We start from the raw sequence: 16564 nt of genomic DNA, 5'->3' as shown, positions 1-16564 counted from the left end.
GCTTATCTTAAACCTCTTCTTTATCCGTAATCAGCAATTCTCTTTTCTGTTGTTTCGCTTCCTAGCTTGGACTCTATTGCTTGGTTGTTCTCTTCGATTATCTGCGACAACGCCTTTGTGATTTTTTCATCTTCAACGTCATTTTCCTTAAGAATATCGCGTACCCTTGCTTCATTGATTCCTATTTTAGCCAATTGCTTCACCCCCTCCCACCAATACTTCGACAAAAGGAGGGGAATTCCTGCAAAAGAAAAGCACCGCATTGAGTGCCTTAATTTTTCTTTAAGATATTTATTTTGAATTCACCATTCTCAAATTCTAATGGTATTTCCATTCCATGAACATCAGAGGCGCCGAATGGATAATGTATATTAGTCTTAACATTTGTTTGAAAAAAACCAAAACCTCTTGTTAGCTCTTCATTAGTAAATCTTATCATGTTCCCTATTCCTAAATGTTCAAGTTCTTCACCATAATGATCCTTAACCATTTTTAATACTTCTGTTTTATCTTTTCCTGAAAAAAAGTCTACTTCCGTTTTAATCAGCTCTTTACATCTTTCAGATAGACAACTCCAGAAGAGGTCTACGTCTTCATTTTTAAGTGATTCAATAAAGTTATATAACAAAGATAACTCTTCGGCATTTAATTTCCTGTGCTCCATTTCGTCTCCCCCTTTATCTACTATCTTCGACAAAAGGAGGGAAATTCCTGCAATTAGCGCTTTGATACTGTAATAATTTTCCGCGCCGTTCCTTCCTCCCATTTTACAGATGCGCTTTTAATAAATTCAACTATGTGCCGATTGTTCCAAATGTTCCATTTGTTCCGAATGCATTCTGTTTACAATATCATCTCGGATTCTCGCTAAATTAGACAATGGAATCTGCATATGTCTTGATATAGAGCGCATACTCCTACCGTCCATAATTTTGTTCATAATTATTTTTTGCCTTTCATCAGTAATGCAATTCGATAACCGCTGCACTAATATCACTTTTCTCTCTAATTTTTTGATGCTGTCATATTCTTTTTCTCGTCGATTTACCTCAACAAATAACGGATCACCGACTTTGTAAGGAGCTTTCGGCAATGTTGCTTCAATACTGTATTCTGAAGTAATATTTTCTCCTGCATCATTCATAAGTTCACTTCTTTTGAGTGCGATTGTTTGAATCATCCAGTGATAGCCATGCAGCATATCTTTTATTTCATTTTTTCTCATTCCACCCAGCTCCTTCCCGGAAAAGTAACTCAGCATATACACTTCGCTTAATTGGTTTTTGTTCTGGTTTATATTTATCTTTGCGGTATTGGCTATATTTGAGTATGATTTTCATTTCCTCACGACCTCATCGCTCAATAAATACGCAACAATAGCCAGCGCAAATACTGATATAGCAAATGTGATTTGTATCCGCATGATTTCTGCAATCAGCCCTGCGATACCGAATACGATCAAGAACACTGCAACTGTTGAACAAAATACCTGCAAAAATCTCATAGCCACATCACACTCACTATAAAAGCAATGATCGCTGCCAGATTAACCGCGAACGATGTAATTCTGATGTCTTTATCCTGCTTTTCTGTAATCGCCATGACAGCTGCTGAAAATATGATAATCAGTAAAACTATTTGAAACGCTATAACCATTTTCGTTTCCTCCCCATTTTGTAAATTAGATATGCAGGCCAAAATAAAGCCACAGTTGCCAAAAACATCATAAACAGCACTTCAATGCGTTTATCTTTCTGAATCCCTGCCGGTTCATCCGGTAATACACAAACAATCAGACCGACTGCTAGGTAAATCAGTAAATAAATCATTTGACTCCCTCCTAAAATAGAAAAAGGACACCAAACGGCAGCTGTAAAGCTGTCATTCAGTGTCCTCCAGTTGGCTGGTAGAACTTATTTGTTTTTATCAAGAATCTCCCATGAAAAATAATTTGATTCCTTAAATTTTATAAATGGTCTTTTATATTTAAACCAGTACTTGTATAAAATTCTCTCAAAACTTCCGTCATTTTTTTGAGATTCTTCATAACGAAACCTTTCATTCTCAACAGTCTTATATTCAACAACTAGATTTTTATCATCTATCATAGTTGGAGTCCTCGGAGTGCCCAACGGTATATATACAGCTTCTTGACCTTTAATTGCTTGAATAGCATATTTCCTTTGCAAAGGTTTCTTATCGTGATCTATAGCTGAGTTATTAAACTCTATATAGACATCCATAACTTTTGAATTTGAATCGTTATGCAGTAAAAGAAAGTCTACTTTGTAATTCTCACCAAGTTCACTAGATTCTTTACGATGTAGTTGATGGTTTATGTCCTGCACCTTCATTCCATTTATTATCCCCGAAGTCAAGTCAAAGTTGTACGGTCCAGTTATTCTTTTCGGTAAAATCACTGTTCGTCGTTCTTTTTTTACACGATTCCGATCCTTGATAAGGTTAAATGTGCTTGTTAAAACAAACGTAACTAGCGCTGTGATTAAAGTTAAATATTCAGTCAAAAATCTTCCCCCTCATCAAACTTAACCCTTTTCACCTTCCCCTGATGTGTAACCACCTTTGTCTCTCCGTGTTCAGGAAGATAGGTTATTTTAGCTTCCCCTTGACAATATACGACAATAAAGGGGGTTTTTCCTTCTTCTAAATCGACATCTACATGAATTTTATTTTTGTCTATATCAATCGGTACCGGATGTAACCTCATGCTCTGCCTCCTATGCTTTTTCTTTAAGTATTGTCCTGAAGCACTTTTCACATAGATTCCCAGACCAGTGTGTTGCTTTATCACCACATTCGACACATTTACTCACGTCACTTCCCTCCCCATTTTCAGGAGAAGTCGTTGTTTGTCCCGCAAGACCTCTTCTATTTGCGCCTGTGCTTTGAATGTTCGACCTTGCCAATCGTCAAGTTGTTTTCGCAACCGTTCATTTTCGGATTCGAGTCGTTCTATTTCATCATCTTTTCTTTCTTCAAAATCATCATATTGCCTTGCCCATCCAGCAACAGCACGACGTTCAAATTTCAAATCCTTTTCTAGCTTCTTGGTGCGTTCGGCTTGTTGGATAAGCCAACCGATATGCTTATCAAAAATCTCCTTCGCTAATTCCGTCTGTTCCAATGAATCCTCCGAATGGTCATGTTCGCCTAGTAAACTGATAATCTGTTCCAACCGTTCACTCACCACCAACACCCCTCTTCTTTTCCAGGTACTCTATCCGATACATAATAAGAGCCACTATATGCAAAAACGTTGAAATGGATAAAACTCCTATAACTACAGCACTCATTACGTCACATCCTTAGGTTAGAGCTCGCACTAAGCGAGCCCTCATAATCTATTAAGCTATTATCGTAATTCTTCCGGATTCAATTTGCTGCTGCAATTCTTGTTCCAGGTACTTTGATATTCCCTCGATAGCCTCTAACTTCCATGCACCGCCGTCCGCTTCAAACAACGCGCATTTTGGTCCATCCTGCATCCGGAAAACAAAGCTACTATCCGGCTGTGGAATTTCTACAAAGGTACGATAAGGAGCCAATATAACCGGATTAGGAACTTCAACGTTTCCGACATTAGCTGCTCCTGTTCGCGCAACTACCTTTTGAGACACTCCGTCATCCTTATACCTTGTAACATTTTCGTCCTCAATGTTACCTACAACTTTCAATACCAGTTCACGATCTGTGCTTTTAACGAATGCTGACTGCAGCTTGATATTGAATGTTTCAGGGTCATACCAGCGATCGAATTGAAAATCAGGTGTGAGTGCTGCAGCACGTATAAAGTAATCTCGTCCTTTATCTCCGTTCAATGGCGACTCAACCCTAACCTCATCCGGACTAATAACATTAACAAAAACTTGTTCTGAACCATCTACCTCAGACTGCAAATAATCAACCAGCCCGGATAATGTGTGAACCGTAAATGGTGCAGCTGTTGGCTCTTCCAGAAGGTGCAGCTTCTTATCGGACCAGTCTTGGCCATTACGCTCGTGAATTTCTGCTTTCCCCATGCCTACCAGATACTGCAATGCTTCTTTAATCATTTTTCATTCCTCCAGTTTTTTATTATAGTTCCAAATCCCTAACTGACCTTTTGCTGGTATAGGGTTTTCCAAGGCCCTTACATTAGTTAGTTCCCAAGCGAATCTACCTGCGCTAAAGTCACCAAATTGATATTCATTGTGCGAAACAACCCATCTGTTTCCTACGATGGCGGAATGGTTATTATCCCTGATTACCTTGTGGCATTCTTCAAGTTCGGCAATAGCAAGTATCTCTCCCGTGGGCAAATCACTAAGTAGGACGATCTCATGCTTGTTTAACGTCTCAACTATGGGAGAAGTCTTGCATGCTGCACGATCAATCTTTTTGCTGGCGTGAATGGCTATTTCTCCACGATAATTTGTTTTCCATGACCTTGTTTCAAACACCTTTTCACCTAAAGCTATTAGAGTTGCCCACGGTTGCATGATCGATATAACCTTCATTTCACTTCTGCTCCCGGAAACTGATAACCCGATTATCGTCCTCAGCCTCTGCCTTCTCCCCGGTATCCTGGGCCACGTCGCCATCATTATCGAAAAACATCTGACCTTTGACACCGGACCTTAATTCTTTTCCGACAACATTTCCGTTGTCATCCGCACCCATAAGCATCTTGGTATCAGCCTGCTTAGCCGGGAGCAACTTGGATTTTGCTACAACAGATGCATTCACAACATCCCGTCTTTCATCCCCGTATATGCTAACCTCGACTGTCACTTTCCGGGCTTTTTCCGGTATAGTGTTCGGATCCGCGATGTTGTCTAGGACTTTCTGTAGTTCTTCGTTAAATCGTGCTGCTAATGCACCATCTGCAAATTCGTTCAAATCAACCATGTACTGATTTTCTTTTGCCATTTTGATAACCTCCCGCTTATTATTATTTGTTCTGTCTACGGACCTTCCTTGCAAACTTCCCTTTGCTTCTGTTCACCCAACGACCATAAGTTACAAGACCGTTTGAATCATAGACTGGAAGATTCCCTTTGTTTTTCTTGGACTTAATCGCCATGCATTCACACCACCTTTTCTGCAGCTAGTAATCTATCGACTACTGACAAGTAGTCCAAAGGAACACCGTTCTGTGACTTAACCAGGTGCGCATATACTTCTAGATCACGTAAAGGAATTGATTTTTTGCCGCCGTTTCGCGCTTCTCTGATGTACTTCTGAAGCATATTGTTAGGTACCAGGTACGTTTCCCTCGTGATATTCATATACACGATTAGGAATGATACAGCGCCTTGCTTTTCGGATTGCTCCAGGTACTTAATCTGATGATCAGCAATAATACTGAACGGCAACCGCTTTTCTTTTGTTGACTTTGCCTCGAAGACAATTGACTTCCCTTGGTAAATCCCATCGTAATCAACCGTAGATTTTTCTTCATAAAAACCGCTTAACACCCTTGTTCCTTTTGATTTCAGTACTTTTACGGGTGTTGGGCGCTTGTTAATAACAGCTCGTCCTTGATTTATGTATATCTGGTTGGTGTAATTTAAGCTGTTTTCAAAAGCGCTGCCCCGCTTTCCGGTGTAGGTCACTTCAGTTCACCTTCTTTGTAGTGATGATCTTTCTTATCGCAAACAATGCACCGATGTGTGTACACGCTATATCTGTGTATTTTTCTAAACCTACAATCAAACCAGTGGGCAAACGGTTTAAAGAACCAGGATTTAATCCCATTCATTTTAGTTCACCCTGTTGGTGCTTTATATTTGCCATACGGCATTTCTCGTTGATATAAACTGGTTCAAGTGTGAACAGTGTGCATTCTTCCAAATTACGTCCATCAGGCGTTCTATTTACACCCATTTTGTAAAGCTCATTGATGATGTGGGTTTTACGATCATTGACCGCTCTTTGCCGTTGCCTTTCCGCAATATCATTCATTTCACAACATCCTTTCGTTTTATGCTGTCCTCTTTGGTGAAGCCATGCGGGTAACGCGTGCTTAACTTTACTAAGTTTGCTTGTGCTACGTCTCCAAGTGAAACCCCCGCTAATCTAGCAATCTGTGATAAATACCACAGTACGTCTCCCAGCTCGTTTTCGATTTTGGATAAATCAATTGCATGGCCGTGAAACATACTTTTCTTAATCAATTCAACAACTTCACCTGTTTCACCAGCCAACCCTAAGCCGTAATTCAGCAATTCGTTTTCATGTGGTTGCGCTGTTCTTGCTGATAAGTCTTGGTACTCGTTTAGTTTCATTGATTCGCCTCCTAACTGCTCACAGCAGCTTTATATTCGTATTTATCTACACACATTTCCGGGAGGTTTGCTCTTACTAATGCCTCAGCAAATGGTGGTGGAACCGAATTACCACACCTAGCAACCTGTTGCGTTTTAGGGTACTTGTTGCCTTCAAAGTCTCTGTCAATAACGTATTCTTTCGGAAATCCTTGAGCTGCAAACAACTCATGTGGTTGGAGCATCCTCATTCCGATATCAACTATCTGGTAGTCTTGACCTTCCACTGTGACTAATCCGAATCTGTCTTTTGTAGTAACCGTGTGCAGTGGCTCCTTTAATGATTGACCCGTATCTGATCCGTAATATTTCATGAGAAAAGCTTGTACTAATTGTGCTTTATTCACCGTCGTTGTGGTCCATAATGGTTGCTCTATCTTGTGACCAATTGAATGTTTATACTGCTGTCCGATGTAAGCTGCCACTAATCCGAATCTATTAGCTGTTGGAATAGTTGCCACAGGCTTATTTATCGTTTGACCTCTCACCCCATTTTCTGTTGTTTCCGTGTAGTAATGTGAAAGAAACGGAGTAACTAAGCAATGCTCTGCTTTTGTTGTAATTGTTGTTAGTGGCCTATCAAGTTTGTATTGCAACCTATCCCCGCCAAATCCGGTTTGACCAATCCGCACAATGTAAGGTTTTGGATTATCAACAACGAATCGCTCAATACCTCTTGCAATCCTTCTCATAGTATTTTCTGCCAACGGACGTTTTCTTGTAAAAATACTAGGACAATCTAATGACCAATCAATTATCTCTCTTGCTGTTCGATACGGTTTTTTTAACCCCATTTGAACATTTAGGTCATCTGATTCAGCATGAGTAGCTTCCGGAAATGTAATCGGTTTTCCGTCACACCTTGCAATCAGGAACAATCTTTTTCTTGTCGTAGGTGCCCCATAATCACAAGCTCTTAACTCTTTCCAATCAATTTCGTATCCATGCTGCCTGAACTGCCTTACGAATGATTTGAATGTGTCTCCTTTTCGTTCAGGATCCGGCTTTCCGTCTTTTAACGGACCCCAGGTCTTAAATTCCTCAACATTTTCTAAAATAATGACTCTTGGCCTTACTGTTGCCGCCCATTTAAGAGCAATCCACGCAAGTCCTCTAATTTTCTTGCTGACCGGTTTCCCGCCTTTTGCTTTAGAAAAATGCTTACAATCAGGAGACAGCCAACACAATCCAACTTTCCTGCCTTGTACGACTTTCCGAGGGTCAATGTCCCAAACACTTTCGCAATAATGCTCTGTTTCTGGATGGTTCGCTTTGTGCATTGCGATTGCAGCTGGGTCATGATTGATGGCAACATCAACATTCAGCCCAGTTGCTAGTTCGATTCCAGTTGAAGCACCGCCTCCCCCGGCAAAGTTATCTACTATGATTTCCCTGAATATATCAAGCTGCTTTTTCAATTGTTCACCGCCTCTTCCCTTCCGGCTCAAACACATAGCGCCTGCCGCCTATCTGTAGAACAGTTGGCACCTTACCCTTGAGTTTCAAGACCTTTGCCCTCGGCCTGAACTTGTCACCTTTTTTGTACTCCTTCATTTCAGTTGCTCCTTTCCTGGAACAAGAAGGCTTGATTTCTGTGCAAATGCTCTCCTAATATCATCAATCTTGCCTTCCATCTGATACTCATAGAGTGTGAAAAACACCTCATGCTGATTGCGTTTGACTTGTTTTGATATATGAATAATACTTTTTCCTGATTGCCAGAGTTTGAGTATCTTTAATCGTTGCCATTTAGGCATCCCAAAATCGATGTCCTTGTCGCCAAATATGATATGGCTATCGCCCTGCTTGAGAATCGCATCACTTCTGGTCAGGGTGTTCAATTGCCATCACTCGCTTTATATTTACTTAGCAATCGTGCTGTTTCTTCCCAATCATTTTGGTTATTAGAATCAGAATTACGCTGTTTTTGTTTTCGGTTTTTGAACCAATCCGGGACTATTTCTTGTTGCTGAGGTTGATAGTTTCCACGTTTACTAGATTGTTGGTTCTGGAACTCGACTTCCTCTGCCTTGGCTTGATCTAATGTTTTTATTCCTTTGCCTGACCAGGATTGAAGAATACTTTTGGCATAGCCCCAACTTGGTTTACCACGGTCTAGTGCCCTTCCTAATGCTTCAGTCACCATTTCGTCTCCAAGATCATCAATCCAATAAAGCATTTCTTCGGAGATGTATGGTTTGATTAATCCAAAATTATTTTGGTAAAAAACAATCGCGTCCGTAGAAGTAGATACTTCTTTATCATTCTTTTCATTCTTATCATTCTTGTTTGTGGTCAGTGCCTGGTCACTGCCTGGTCGATGCCTGGTCACTGCTTGGTCATTTGCTTGGTCGCTTTCGTTGTCTTTAGCTTGATAAATGCTGTAATTACAGATAGTTAAGAGGGTATAACCGTTGGTCGTTTGCTTGGTCAAAAATCCGTACTTTTCTAAACGGTTTAAAGTTGTCCTAACTTTTCTTTCTGTGATGTCCTTTTCTCCGGAAAACCAATCATTCGCAATTTTGTTTCTTGAAGTAATTAATTGACCACGTTTTATGGGTACCTCAACATCTTTATATTTGTCATACCAAACACCGTCTTCATGATTCGCGTTAAGGATGATGTAGATGGTTATTAATTGCTGAATAGCATTTAATTTACGGAATGTGCCACTTTCCATGATGCTTCTATGAAGTTTTATCCATCCTTTCATTTCACACCCTCCTTTACGCGATGTAGACTACTTTTCCAGTTAATTCTTGTATTTCTCGCTTAAACCGTTCTTCGTCACTATTGCTATCCGACAGATGCAGCAAATGGATTTCCTGCACCTTGCTTAGATCATTTACTCTCAAGAATTCCTTGACGTTTTCTAAGCTGAAATGCGACCGGATAAGGCGTTTTCTCATAAGTTGTGGCACTCTACCTTCCAGAATGTTTTGGTCCAGTATGTCTTTACTGTAGTTACATTCCAGTAGCAAGTGTGTAAGGCCTTTAAACTTATACCGGATATAGAAAGTATCTGTTGCAAATAACAGCTTCTCACCCTGCTTGTTCTTTAAAAGAAATCCCATAGGCTCGGCCACATCATGCTGAACATCAAAGGGAAGAATGTCCCAGGTACCGATTGTGAATTGTTTTTGCGCTTCGACAGGCTTTAATCTATGGTGTTCTGTGTTCAACGCTTCTTTAGTGCCTTTGCTCATGTATGTGTTAATTCCTGCCCGCAGAACGTCTTTTAAACCTTTAGTGTGATCACCATGTTCGTGGCTGACTAAGCAGCCTTTCAGATTGCTAGTTTTAAAGTTTAATGCTTTTCTGATGTCCTTAAACGCTATCCCGCATTCCAGTAGTACCTGGGTATGCCCATCTGAGACAGCATAGGCATTACCCTTACTACTACTTGCTAAAGTTTTTATCTTGATCATCAGAATCCCGGACCTCCGGCAGCTGCTTCTCTTTCTTCCATGTCATTCATGACACCATCTACAGTGGTTTGTTCCTGGCTTTCTTGTTTTGATTCTGGTGCATCATTCGTTTCAGGCTCTTCTGGAACTTCTGTTGCTTCAATGTCGATAAACTCTGAGTTGGCGTTCTCATTGATTTCCTCTTGTGCCCTAGCTTCCTCAATCGCTTCATCTTGGCGATTAAAGTGTTGCATTACTAGGCTTCCATCGTCGGAGCTATTCAAGTACCTTTTACAAGCACGGTTAATAACTGTTTTCTTGGCCATTTCTTGCTTAAAATTGTCGTGAGTGCTGCCTTTTTTCTCTTGTTTTTGGTCCTTGCCCCACATTTGCGATTGAGACCATGCCTGTCGAATCTCGTCAATAGTCATGAGTTCGGTGTAAACATCACCGTCACCGAAGTCGATAACGCAGTACGCTCCGGTAATATTTTCTTTATTGATGTTTCCAAATTTTTGTTTGTGCTTCAGGTTTTTAATACGACCATTGACTGTTTCATACTCCACATCGTCACCTTCATAAATAACAGCTGGGTCAATCGATTTTGCTCCAGTAACTCTTTTTGTAACGGCCATTGTCCCGAAATAAGAACGTTGGAATGTGAGTGACTTACCATAAGCAATGAAATAGCCTTGACTCTTAGATGGATTCAAACCTTGCACAACCATGTCCAGCAGGCTATTCGCGATGCTGTCTTTTGTGCAATGTTGCAACACCGGAACATATCCATTATTACTTTTAGCTTTTACTTCCTGGAGCTTTAACCATGCGCTTTTCATTGCATTTTCTGGGCTGTAGTTAGCAGGGAAGTGAAGCTCCCCTGCCTCCTGGAATTCTTTAACCTTATTTGCTACAACGTCGACAGTATCTTTCTTAACTAACGCCAGTTCGTTATTACTCATTGATTGGTTCCTCCTGTTTTTCTATCTTTTTACAATATTTTTGCGCAACCCTAATCACTTTTGTTTCATCGATTCCGCATTGTATTACATTAAGCACAGGCTCCATATGGTCGTGCAGCGTTTCTTCTTTATCGTGTTTTAAGGGGGCATCAATCCATACATTAGATTCCAATGCGCCAACAACTTTATGAATGAACATTTCATTCGGCACACCATAACGATGCATTTCAATATCTACATAATCGCCAAAATCAACATCATTGGTTCTCCTCCATCCGGTGAACTCACTCATTTATGCCACCCCAATTTTCGCTTTATTTTCAATTCGTAATTCCTTATCAGTCTCAGAAACAACCAAACTGATAATCTGTGAGTCTATGTCGATGAGTTTCGTGATGCTCTCGGCGTTATCGACAAAAATTGGAGCTTGTACACCGTAGTGAGTTGAAAGTGTGTTAATAATATCCAGGCCAACGTTAATTGATGCTGCGTTATTTAATCCAGACCCGTAAGGCACACCGTCAACAGTAGTGATACACGTTTCAGTAAGTCCACCATTAATCTGTTCATCAAACAGCTTGAATCGCGCATACTTGAATTTGCTGTTAATCTTCTCTTCAAGTAGATTAACTTTAGCCCGTGTGAATTCTTCTGTAAGATGCAGTTCCATTTCAAGTTCTTCAAACTCTGCAGCAAGTTCCTCTTCTTGCTTTTCAAGTTCTGCAATACGCTTGTGAGATTGCTCTGATTGAGCCAGTTTGCTCTGGTCAATCTGCAACGCACTTTGCTTTTCTTTGAGCGACTGAATATCTTTTTGCACTTCCTGAACCGATTGCTCTACAGATTGCTGTATTTGTTCAATCTGCTGTTCTACTGCTTGTCTATCTTGCATAAGCTTGTTATAGGTTGCATTATCGGTAATTGGTTTAACATTTGATTCTGCATCCTGAATCTTTTCCTGGAGTTTAGTAACTTGTTCCTGCTTCTTGCTGACTTCTTTTTCAATCTGACCGATTTCATCAGCGATTTTTTGATTCTCTTCACCTGATGCCTTGATTTTGTTGTTAGCTTCAATGCCTTTTTCTTTAATCTTTTCAAGCAAACTTGCCTTGTTGACGTTGAATTTCTTCTCTATTTCCTCTCGTTGCTCTTCTGGTAGGTCCTGACCACATGAAGGGCAAGTGCAATTTTCGTCATGATTAAATTCCTGTTGTTCCTTTTCATCGTATTCATCACGCAGCATATTGCGGCGCTCGATTAGATCATTGATGTGGTCTTTATTCATGCTATGCTGTTGCTTTTTACTGTTTATTTTTGATTGCAGTACACTGATGTTGGATTGCTCTTCTTGGAGTTTAGCTTTAAGCTTGTACAATTCATCCTGGCCGTTTTGATTATGTTTGTTCTTAACGTCCGAAATTTGCAGGTCTATATCACTGATTTGCATGTTCAGCTTATTCACTTCAGAACCACTCCGGATGTTATTAATCTGAGATTGTTTGCTTTCAATTTGATTGGATAGTCCCTGCAGCTGCTTATCAATCTGCTCTTTATCCAATCCATTTACATCCGGTAATCCTCGGTTGATTTCGTCAATCCGAACCGGAATGCGGTCTAGTTCCTCATTGATTTCTTTCCTCTTTGCTGCAATGACTTTCTTGTGATCTTCAATGGACCTTCCACTCAACACATCTGCAAGCTTTTTCAGGTCCTCATTTGTAGCAAATACTTCCTCGTCCGATACATCACCCGAAATCTCAAGAAGCAAATCCCGACGATCCTTCCAATGTATTTTTTCGTTGAAAAAGTTCGGATTGGTCAGTAACTTGAAAATCTCTTCATCAACAATGGAAGTAACCTTTTCGGTGAATTCCTTTTTCTTGGCAGGAACACCATCAATTGCATAGTCGGTTGTGTGGCCAGAAAATTCCTTGTGTACCGAACCGCGCTTCTTTGTCCACTTTTCCTTAAAGATTTTTTTCAGCGTTAATTGTTGGCCATCAACTTGGAGTGTAGCCTCAACTGTATGTTCCAAATTGTGAATTGGCTTGCCATTATGCAGCGTTTTGATTTCAAAATCCTTTTTGTTGTTGCTGTCTTTGTCGAACAAAAGCCAGATAAAAGCATCTGCGATTGTCGTTTTGCCTGTTGCGTTGTCACCGAAAATCTTCACTTTTTCACCGGCGGCATCAAGTTCAAAATGTTTAATACCTTTGAAATTGGTTAACACTAAGTTCACAAGTTTAATGCTCTTCATTGAGTAATCTCCCTCCACCTTGATATAATAGGGATAATCGCTTATAATATGGGTAGATGAAAAAGCGATTATCCGATGACCAGTTCTCAGCTGGTCATTTTTTTATGGCCTGTGAATCGGACCTGGTATTCCGCTTCAGTGAAAACACTGTAATACGGAATGCCGTTTAGCGAAAAGCTAACATGGTACCTGCCTTCTCTGACATTTTGGATTGTAGTCCGTAAATCGTACTCAGTAACTAATGAATGAAACAAATCCTTATCAAGCAGGATTTCATTACCGAATACAGCATCCACACCATCTTTATTCGCCTCAAGGACTGCTTTTGAATGTTTCTGCAGCTTTATTAAATCCATGAACAACCCTCCTTTCCGTCTCAAATTAACAGCAGGTGACTAACGCGCTGTGGTGCTGGTCGCACCTTAGAAGTCAAGAACATGTGGTACGTGAACTTGGGAAAGGGGGATGAAATTTCATGCTCTTGACCTCTAAGGCAGGACCAGCTTGTCCTTGCCTTATATTCAGTTGAGTGATATTCTTGAATTACAATTTAGTGTATTTTTTATTTGATTTAGCCCGTCATTTTGGCGGGTTATTTTTTATAAAGGCAGCAAATTCTATTCTGTCACCTTTAATTTCTAGCCAGTAAGATCCTTTGTGTGTTGCCTCTTGGATAGAACCATATTCCTCAAAAGGTTTTAACTTTTCATAAGCCTCGTCATAGCTTTTGCATCTATGAAAATGGACATCGATTTTTGCACCTTGCTTTATCAAATCTTCTACTTTCAACAAAATCCCTCCTTTCAAATCATAAAAGCGACTACTGCCCAGCTGATTAGGCAAACAATCGGGAAAAATATATCCGGGTCGGTTGCCTTTTCATAAAATTTCCTCATTGTGGATACCACCTTTGTGGCTGATTAAGTAAATGATGCAAATACATGCGATGACCTGCTCGTTTCTTGTACGCCAACTTATCTAAATCAGTTAGTGACTTTGTAAGACTTAAAGCCATTCTCTGAGCGTTAAGGAAATCACCTTTCTGCGTGTATGAGTTTATTAGCTCAAGACTCCCCACGATGTTTTTAAATGCTGATTCAGCTTTTGGTATATCCTCTTCTTTAAAGTGATCTTTGAAATTCATCTAATAACCTCCCCGGCCTTCCATTTCCGATTTAACTGCTGATTCATTTCCTTTGCCGAAAACTCGTAAGCCTCTGATAACTTAGCGCACAGATTATAGAGTACATCCGCAGCTTCCTTTGACTCCTTGTAAAGCGTCATAGCACTTTCCTTACATTGCTCTGTCGCCAGTTCTGGATTTCGTAAGAACTTATCTAGCTGTAAAACTTCCTCGGCATCGTCAATCTCTTTTTGTGCCGCTACCATCACCGCTAAGTGATTTGCTCTATCGATAGCCATTCCGTCCATGAGTGGTGCTGTCTGACCTTGTGAAAATTCGTGTGTGATTTCCATGTTGTATGTAGCATCGTCGTACTGTTGTAGCGACGATTCGGCGATATCTCGTTGCATATTCCTGCGATTGTGCTTCATGGCGGATATGTTTGAATTACTTGTGTGCAGATCCATAGCCATTTGTTCGCCATTAACCCCCGTCCTTTCCATTAGTCCTTTTATTGCACTTCCTACTTTCATGTTCACCCTCCTATTAAATTGTGGAACTTACTATATTCCGATTTACAAATTTTGATAGTATGCTAGATTCGTGGTGATTAGATAATCTTTAAAGTTTTACTGAAATTGACTTCGTCTGCGTTTTGGTTAGTTGCGCTGAGCCATTCGAAAAAATCTTTTGTTATTACTTTTGGATGGCCCAGCTCTCGATTTACTGGAAAGTCCTGCCGGTTGAATAGTTCATTACATTTACTTGGGCCAATATCGACAAGTTCCATGAATTGCTTTCTTGTCAATACTGGCGGCAGTTGTTTTTCGCGTAGTTCTTGAAGCAATACTGGTAACAACTGCTTTTTGATTTCAGATGCAAATTCTTGTATTTCTTCCTGGCTGAATGTTGGCATTAGATCACATCCTCGAATTTAAAATCATTGATGTTGACGCGAAATTGAATTGCCATTTCCTTAACAACCTGAATGTAGATTTCAACTAAGCGTTTTTCTTCAGAAATGACATCAAGTTTGTTGATTTTACTTACATATGATTTGCTCATACCTTGAGCTATCGCTCGTTCTTTACGGTTGTTCAGTCTAATATCCAGTTTGCACCCGGCGCGCTTTTCTAGTTTTTCGTAACTCAGGTTGATAACACTTCGATAAGGTTCAATGCCAGTCCAGTTCTTAGCTATTTTTCGTAAGATAACCTTTACTTTGTCGCGCCATTCAACATTATTCATAGACACGATGTTTGAAATGTTTTTAGCTGATTGATTTGCTTCAGCAGCGAGTCTTTTTGCCTCATTAGTTTCGAGTTCATTTTTAGCCATTGCCGCAACCATTTTGTTCATTAGTTGCAACTCAGGGCTAAGCTGTGATGTATCAAGTTGATAAGAACCGTTTTTCCGAATTTCCGGGAGCACTTCAGATGTTACCCATTTTCTAAACCGCTTCGCTTCCGGTTTGCGACTGTCAAGGATGACATCATACAAACCGTCTTCATTAACAAACGTTGCTTGTTGTGTTCCACCAGATGTTTCAAGGGGGTGATTTGAAATCACGTCCTTATCTAAACGCCTTTTAACACCTGCGACTTGACCGAGTTCTAAAATGTTGCATAAATCCTTGAGTAGGAATTCAATTCGTCCGTTTTGTTCATAAATTGTTAGCTCGTAACCATCAAACATTCTCGAAAGTTGATTCATGAAATACCTCCTACGCATTTTTGATAAGTTTTTTATCATTTTTACTCAAAAAAATATCTGGGAAAAGTGCTTTCATATCTTTATTAAAGAAGTTTTCGTATTTAACAAGTGTTTCTCTTCCCGGATTCACAACACCCTTTTCAAGCTTACGTACATAAACAGTTGATATACCCAGCCTTTCAGCGAGTTGTTGTTGAGTAAGACTCTGTTCTTTTCTAAGTTGCAAAAGAGTTTTTCGTTCCACTTATTTCACCTCGCTTTTGATAAGTTTTGTATCAATATCTATACTATAATTGATAAATTACTTATCGTCAATAGTATTTTGAAAAAATATTTATCATTGATAAAAAAGTTATCACTTATAGTCTATAATGGAGGTGTTAGAGGTGATTTCGTTGGAAAAAGAAAATGATATTTTTGGTAAACGAGTTAAGTATTTAAGAAATAAAAGAGGAATCAGTCAAGAACGCGTTGCCGATGCGATTGGTATTTCTCGTGCGCGTTATGCTCATTATGAAAATAATCGAGTTGAACCTGATCTGGATCTAATTAGAAAAATAGCTGACTATTACGATGTGACAACGGATTATTTAATGGGTAGAACAGAAAACACAGAATTTAATAAAGAAAATGACAAAACTAAGATTATTTATAAAATAGCAACCGAGTTCCCGGACGCAGATTTAATGTTTAACGATCTAGCCAACATGACTGCTGAACAGCTGGAAGATGTGTATGATTATATTAAGTTTAAACAAAGCAAAAAGGGGGATTAA

The 16564-nt window shown here is 39.8% G+C and carries 31 protein-coding genes; 1 reads left to right on the top strand and 30 read right to left on the bottom strand.

Translation table 11 applies throughout. The annotated features are described in order from the left end of the window. Positions 1-20: 20 nt before the first annotated feature. The 30 genes from G6R02_RS19115 to G6R02_RS18970 all read right to left on the bottom strand — a co-directional run bounded on the left by G6R02_RS19115 (position 21) and on the right by G6R02_RS18970 (position 16032). Entirely contained in the window at positions 21-194 is a 174-nt protein-coding gene (locus tag G6R02_RS19115) for a hypothetical protein (protein ID WP_164670952.1), read from the bottom strand. 77 nt (positions 195-271) lie between these two features. Next, positions 272-766 carry a hypothetical protein gene (locus G6R02_RS19110; RefSeq protein WP_164670951.1) on the bottom strand — a complete coding sequence of 165 codons (495 nt, stop codon included), beginning with the start codon at positions 764-766 and terminating at the stop codon, positions 272-274. A gap of 24 nt (positions 767-790) precedes the next feature. Next, positions 791-1225 (bottom strand): DNA-binding response regulator, encoded by a 435-nt coding sequence (locus G6R02_RS19105; RefSeq protein ID WP_164670950.1) that lies wholly within the window; start codon positions 1223-1225, stop codon positions 791-793. A 111-nt stretch (positions 1226-1336) separates the two neighbouring features. After that, positions 1337-1504 (bottom strand): hypothetical protein, encoded by a 168-nt coding sequence (locus tag G6R02_RS19100; protein ID WP_164670949.1) that lies wholly within the window; start codon positions 1502-1504, stop codon positions 1337-1339. After that, a complete protein-coding gene (locus tag G6R02_RS19095; RefSeq protein WP_164670948.1) occupies positions 1501-1656 on the bottom strand; it encodes a hypothetical protein in 156 nt (51 codons plus the stop codon). The genes G6R02_RS19100 and G6R02_RS19095 overlap by 4 nt, the downstream gene beginning before the upstream one ends. Beyond that, a complete protein-coding gene (locus tag G6R02_RS19090) occupies positions 1647-1829 on the bottom strand; it encodes a hypothetical protein (protein WP_164670947.1) in 183 nt (60 codons plus the stop codon). Before G6R02_RS19090 ends, G6R02_RS19095 begins: the two co-directional genes overlap by 10 nt. Before the next feature lie 84 nt (positions 1830-1913). Beyond that, complete coding sequence (locus G6R02_RS19085; RefSeq protein ID WP_164670946.1) at positions 1914-2525, bottom strand: hypothetical protein; 612 nt, start codon at positions 2523-2525, stop codon at positions 1914-1916. After that, entirely contained in the window at positions 2522-2728 is a 207-nt protein-coding gene (locus G6R02_RS19080; RefSeq protein ID WP_164670945.1) for an XtrA/YqaO family protein, read from the bottom strand. Before G6R02_RS19080 ends, G6R02_RS19085 begins: the two co-directional genes overlap by 4 nt. Before the next feature lie 102 nt (positions 2729-2830). Further along, positions 2831-3208 carry a hypothetical protein gene (locus G6R02_RS19075; RefSeq protein ID WP_164670944.1) on the bottom strand — a complete coding sequence of 126 codons (378 nt, stop codon included), beginning with the start codon at positions 3206-3208 and terminating at the stop codon, positions 2831-2833. Positions 3209-3365: 157 nt separating this feature from the next. Next, entirely contained in the window at positions 3366-4073 is a 708-nt protein-coding gene (locus tag G6R02_RS19070) for a hypothetical protein (RefSeq protein WP_164670943.1), read from the bottom strand. 3 nt (positions 4074-4076) lie between these two features. Next, positions 4077-4517 carry an ASCH domain-containing protein gene (locus G6R02_RS19065; RefSeq protein ID WP_164670942.1) on the bottom strand — a complete coding sequence of 147 codons (441 nt, stop codon included), beginning with the start codon at positions 4515-4517 and terminating at the stop codon, positions 4077-4079. 1 nt (position 4518) lies between these two features. Continuing rightward, on the bottom strand, positions 4519-4929 hold the full coding sequence (locus G6R02_RS19060; protein ID WP_246202673.1) for a replication terminator protein: 411 nt from the start codon (positions 4927-4929) through the stop codon (positions 4519-4521). Positions 4930-5087: 158 nt separating this feature from the next. Next, positions 5088-5615 carry a Holliday junction resolvase RecU gene (locus G6R02_RS19055; protein ID WP_164670941.1) on the bottom strand — a complete coding sequence of 176 codons (528 nt, stop codon included), beginning with the start codon at positions 5613-5615 and terminating at the stop codon, positions 5088-5090. 142 nt (positions 5616-5757) lie between these two features. Continuing rightward, positions 5758-5964 carry a hypothetical protein gene (locus G6R02_RS19050; protein WP_164670454.1) on the bottom strand — a complete coding sequence of 69 codons (207 nt, stop codon included), beginning with the start codon at positions 5962-5964 and terminating at the stop codon, positions 5758-5760. Then, positions 5961-6287 (bottom strand): nucleoside triphosphate pyrophosphohydrolase family protein, encoded by a 327-nt coding sequence (locus tag G6R02_RS19045; RefSeq protein WP_164670940.1) that lies wholly within the window; start codon positions 6285-6287, stop codon positions 5961-5963. The genes G6R02_RS19050 and G6R02_RS19045 overlap by 4 nt, the downstream gene beginning before the upstream one ends. Before the next feature lie 11 nt (positions 6288-6298). After that, the gene (locus G6R02_RS19040; RefSeq protein ID WP_246202671.1) at positions 6299-7744 is read right to left on the bottom strand and encodes a DNA cytosine methyltransferase; all 1446 of its coding nucleotides are present in this window, start codon (positions 7742-7744) and stop codon (positions 6299-6301) included. A gap of 4 nt (positions 7745-7748) precedes the next feature. Beyond that, entirely contained in the window at positions 7749-7880 is a 132-nt protein-coding gene (locus G6R02_RS20280) for a hypothetical protein (RefSeq protein WP_281347129.1), read from the bottom strand. Then, positions 7877-8167: a hypothetical protein gene (locus G6R02_RS19035; RefSeq protein ID WP_164670938.1), complete on the bottom strand. Its 291-nt coding sequence runs from the start codon at positions 8165-8167 to the stop codon at positions 7877-7879. Before G6R02_RS19035 ends, G6R02_RS20280 begins: the two co-directional genes overlap by 4 nt. Then, positions 8164-9039 (bottom strand): DnaD domain-containing protein, encoded by an 876-nt coding sequence (locus tag G6R02_RS19030; RefSeq protein ID WP_164670937.1) that lies wholly within the window; start codon positions 9037-9039, stop codon positions 8164-8166. Before G6R02_RS19030 ends, G6R02_RS19035 begins: the two co-directional genes overlap by 4 nt. A 13-nt stretch (positions 9040-9052) precedes the next feature. Next, positions 9053-9754: an MBL fold metallo-hydrolase gene (locus G6R02_RS19025; protein ID WP_164670936.1), complete on the bottom strand. Its 702-nt coding sequence runs from the start codon at positions 9752-9754 to the stop codon at positions 9053-9055. Beyond that, a complete protein-coding gene (locus G6R02_RS19020; RefSeq protein ID WP_164670935.1) occupies positions 9754-10695 on the bottom strand; it encodes a recombinase RecT in 942 nt (313 codons plus the stop codon). Before G6R02_RS19020 ends, G6R02_RS19025 begins: the two co-directional genes overlap by 1 nt. Continuing rightward, positions 10688-10987: a hypothetical protein gene (locus G6R02_RS19015; protein WP_164670934.1), complete on the bottom strand. Its 300-nt coding sequence runs from the start codon at positions 10985-10987 to the stop codon at positions 10688-10690. Before G6R02_RS19015 ends, G6R02_RS19020 begins: the two co-directional genes overlap by 8 nt. Further along, positions 10988-12952 (bottom strand): AAA family ATPase, encoded by a 1965-nt coding sequence (locus G6R02_RS19010; RefSeq protein ID WP_164670933.1) that lies wholly within the window; start codon positions 12950-12952, stop codon positions 10988-10990. A gap of 86 nt (positions 12953-13038) precedes the next feature. Continuing rightward, positions 13039-13308, bottom strand: coding sequence for a hypothetical protein (locus G6R02_RS19005; protein WP_164670932.1), 270 nt, complete (start codon positions 13306-13308; stop codon positions 13039-13041). Between the two features lie 223 nt (positions 13309-13531). Further along, complete coding sequence (locus G6R02_RS19000) at positions 13532-13741, bottom strand: hypothetical protein (RefSeq protein WP_164670931.1); 210 nt, start codon at positions 13739-13741, stop codon at positions 13532-13534. Between the two features lie 103 nt (positions 13742-13844). Next, on the bottom strand, positions 13845-14096 hold the full coding sequence (locus G6R02_RS18995; RefSeq protein WP_164670930.1) for a hypothetical protein: 252 nt from the start codon (positions 14094-14096) through the stop codon (positions 13845-13847). Next, positions 14093-14608, bottom strand: a complete 516-nt coding sequence (locus G6R02_RS18990) for a hypothetical protein (protein ID WP_164670929.1) — start codon at positions 14606-14608, stop codon at positions 14093-14095. The genes G6R02_RS18995 and G6R02_RS18990 overlap by 4 nt, the downstream gene beginning before the upstream one ends. Before the next feature lie 77 nt (positions 14609-14685). Next, positions 14686-14991: a hypothetical protein gene (locus G6R02_RS18985; protein WP_164670928.1), complete on the bottom strand. Its 306-nt coding sequence runs from the start codon at positions 14989-14991 to the stop codon at positions 14686-14688. Beyond that, positions 14991-15788 carry a BRO-N domain-containing protein gene (locus G6R02_RS20175; RefSeq protein ID WP_246202670.1) on the bottom strand — a complete coding sequence of 266 codons (798 nt, stop codon included), beginning with the start codon at positions 15786-15788 and terminating at the stop codon, positions 14991-14993. Before G6R02_RS20175 ends, G6R02_RS18985 begins: the two co-directional genes overlap by 1 nt. Positions 15789-15798: 10 nt before the next feature. Beyond that, on the bottom strand, positions 15799-16032 hold the full coding sequence (locus tag G6R02_RS18970; protein ID WP_246202669.1) for a helix-turn-helix domain-containing protein: 234 nt from the start codon (positions 16030-16032) through the stop codon (positions 15799-15801). Positions 16033-16174: 142 nt separating this feature from the next. Between G6R02_RS18970 and G6R02_RS18965 the strand changes: the two genes are divergently transcribed. Next, the gene (locus G6R02_RS18965; RefSeq protein ID WP_425509078.1) at positions 16175-16564 is read left to right on the top strand and encodes a helix-turn-helix domain-containing protein; all 390 of its coding nucleotides are present in this window, start codon (positions 16175-16177) and stop codon (positions 16562-16564) included.

Source organism: Virgibacillus doumboii (genome assembly GCF_902806455.1).
In the GTDB taxonomy this organism is placed as follows: Bacteria; Bacillota; Bacilli; order Bacillales; family Amphibacillaceae; genus Lentibacillus; species Lentibacillus doumboii.
This window is presented reverse-complemented; position numbering and strand designations above follow the sequence as displayed.

Excerpts from the sequence above, each read along its gene's own strand:
- G6R02_RS19110 (WP_164670951.1), bottom strand. The coding sequence starts at position 766 with ATGGGAGGAAGGAACGGCGCGGAAAATTATTACAGTATCAAAGCGCTA.
- G6R02_RS19105 (WP_164670950.1), bottom strand. The coding sequence starts at position 1,225 with ATGAGAAAAAATGAAATAAAAGATATGCTGCATGGCTATCACTGGATG.
- G6R02_RS19100 (WP_164670949.1), bottom strand. The coding sequence starts at position 1,504 with ATGAGATTTTTGCAGGTATTTTGTTCAACAGTTGCAGTGTTCTTGATC.
- G6R02_RS19095 (WP_164670948.1), bottom strand. The coding sequence starts at position 1,656 with ATGGTTATAGCGTTTCAAATAGTTTTACTGATTATCATATTTTCAGCA.
- G6R02_RS19090 (WP_164670947.1), bottom strand. The coding sequence starts at position 1,829 with ATGATTTATTTACTGATTTACCTAGCAGTCGGTCTGATTGTTTGTGTA.
- G6R02_RS19080 (WP_164670945.1), bottom strand. The coding sequence starts at position 2,728 with ATGAGGTTACATCCGGTACCGATTGATATAGACAAAAATAAAATTCAT.
- G6R02_RS19070 (WP_164670943.1), bottom strand. The coding sequence starts at position 4,073 with ATGATTAAAGAAGCATTGCAGTATCTGGTAGGCATGGGGAAAGCAGAA.
- G6R02_RS19065 (WP_164670942.1), bottom strand. The coding sequence starts at position 4,517 with ATGAAGGTTATATCGATCATGCAACCGTGGGCAACTCTAATAGCTTTA.
- G6R02_RS19060 (WP_246202673.1), bottom strand. The coding sequence starts at position 4,929 with ATGGCAAAAGAAAATCAGTACATGGTTGATTTGAACGAATTTGCAGAT.
- G6R02_RS19050 (WP_164670454.1), bottom strand. The coding sequence starts at position 5,964 with ATGAATGATATTGCGGAAAGGCAACGGCAAAGAGCGGTCAATGATCGT.
- G6R02_RS19045 (WP_164670940.1), bottom strand. The coding sequence starts at position 6,287 with ATGAAACTAAACGAGTACCAAGACTTATCAGCAAGAACAGCGCAACCA.
- G6R02_RS20280 (WP_281347129.1), bottom strand. The coding sequence starts at position 7,880 with ATGAAGGAGTACAAAAAAGGTGACAAGTTCAGGCCGAGGGCAAAGGTC.
- G6R02_RS19030 (WP_164670937.1), bottom strand. The coding sequence starts at position 9,039 with ATGAAAGGATGGATAAAACTTCATAGAAGCATCATGGAAAGTGGCACA.
- G6R02_RS19025 (WP_164670936.1), bottom strand. The coding sequence starts at position 9,754 with ATGATCAAGATAAAAACTTTAGCAAGTAGTAGTAAGGGTAATGCCTAT.
- G6R02_RS19020 (WP_164670935.1), bottom strand. The coding sequence starts at position 10,695 with ATGAGTAATAACGAACTGGCGTTAGTTAAGAAAGATACTGTCGACGTT.
- G6R02_RS19015 (WP_164670934.1), bottom strand. The coding sequence starts at position 10,987 with ATGAGTGAGTTCACCGGATGGAGGAGAACCAATGATGTTGATTTTGGC.
- G6R02_RS19010 (WP_164670933.1), bottom strand. The coding sequence starts at position 12,952 with ATGAAGAGCATTAAACTTGTGAACTTAGTGTTAACCAATTTCAAAGGT.
- G6R02_RS19005 (WP_164670932.1), bottom strand. The coding sequence starts at position 13,308 with ATGGATTTAATAAAGCTGCAGAAACATTCAAAAGCAGTCCTTGAGGCG.
- G6R02_RS18995 (WP_164670930.1), bottom strand. The coding sequence starts at position 14,096 with ATGAATTTCAAAGATCACTTTAAAGAAGAGGATATACCAAAAGCTGAA.
- G6R02_RS18990 (WP_164670929.1), bottom strand. The coding sequence starts at position 14,608 with ATGAAAGTAGGAAGTGCAATAAAAGGACTAATGGAAAGGACGGGGGTT.
- G6R02_RS18985 (WP_164670928.1), bottom strand. The coding sequence starts at position 14,991 with ATGCCAACATTCAGCCAGGAAGAAATACAAGAATTTGCATCTGAAATC.
- G6R02_RS20175 (WP_246202670.1), bottom strand. The coding sequence starts at position 15,788 with ATGAATCAACTTTCGAGAATGTTTGATGGTTACGAGCTAACAATTTAT.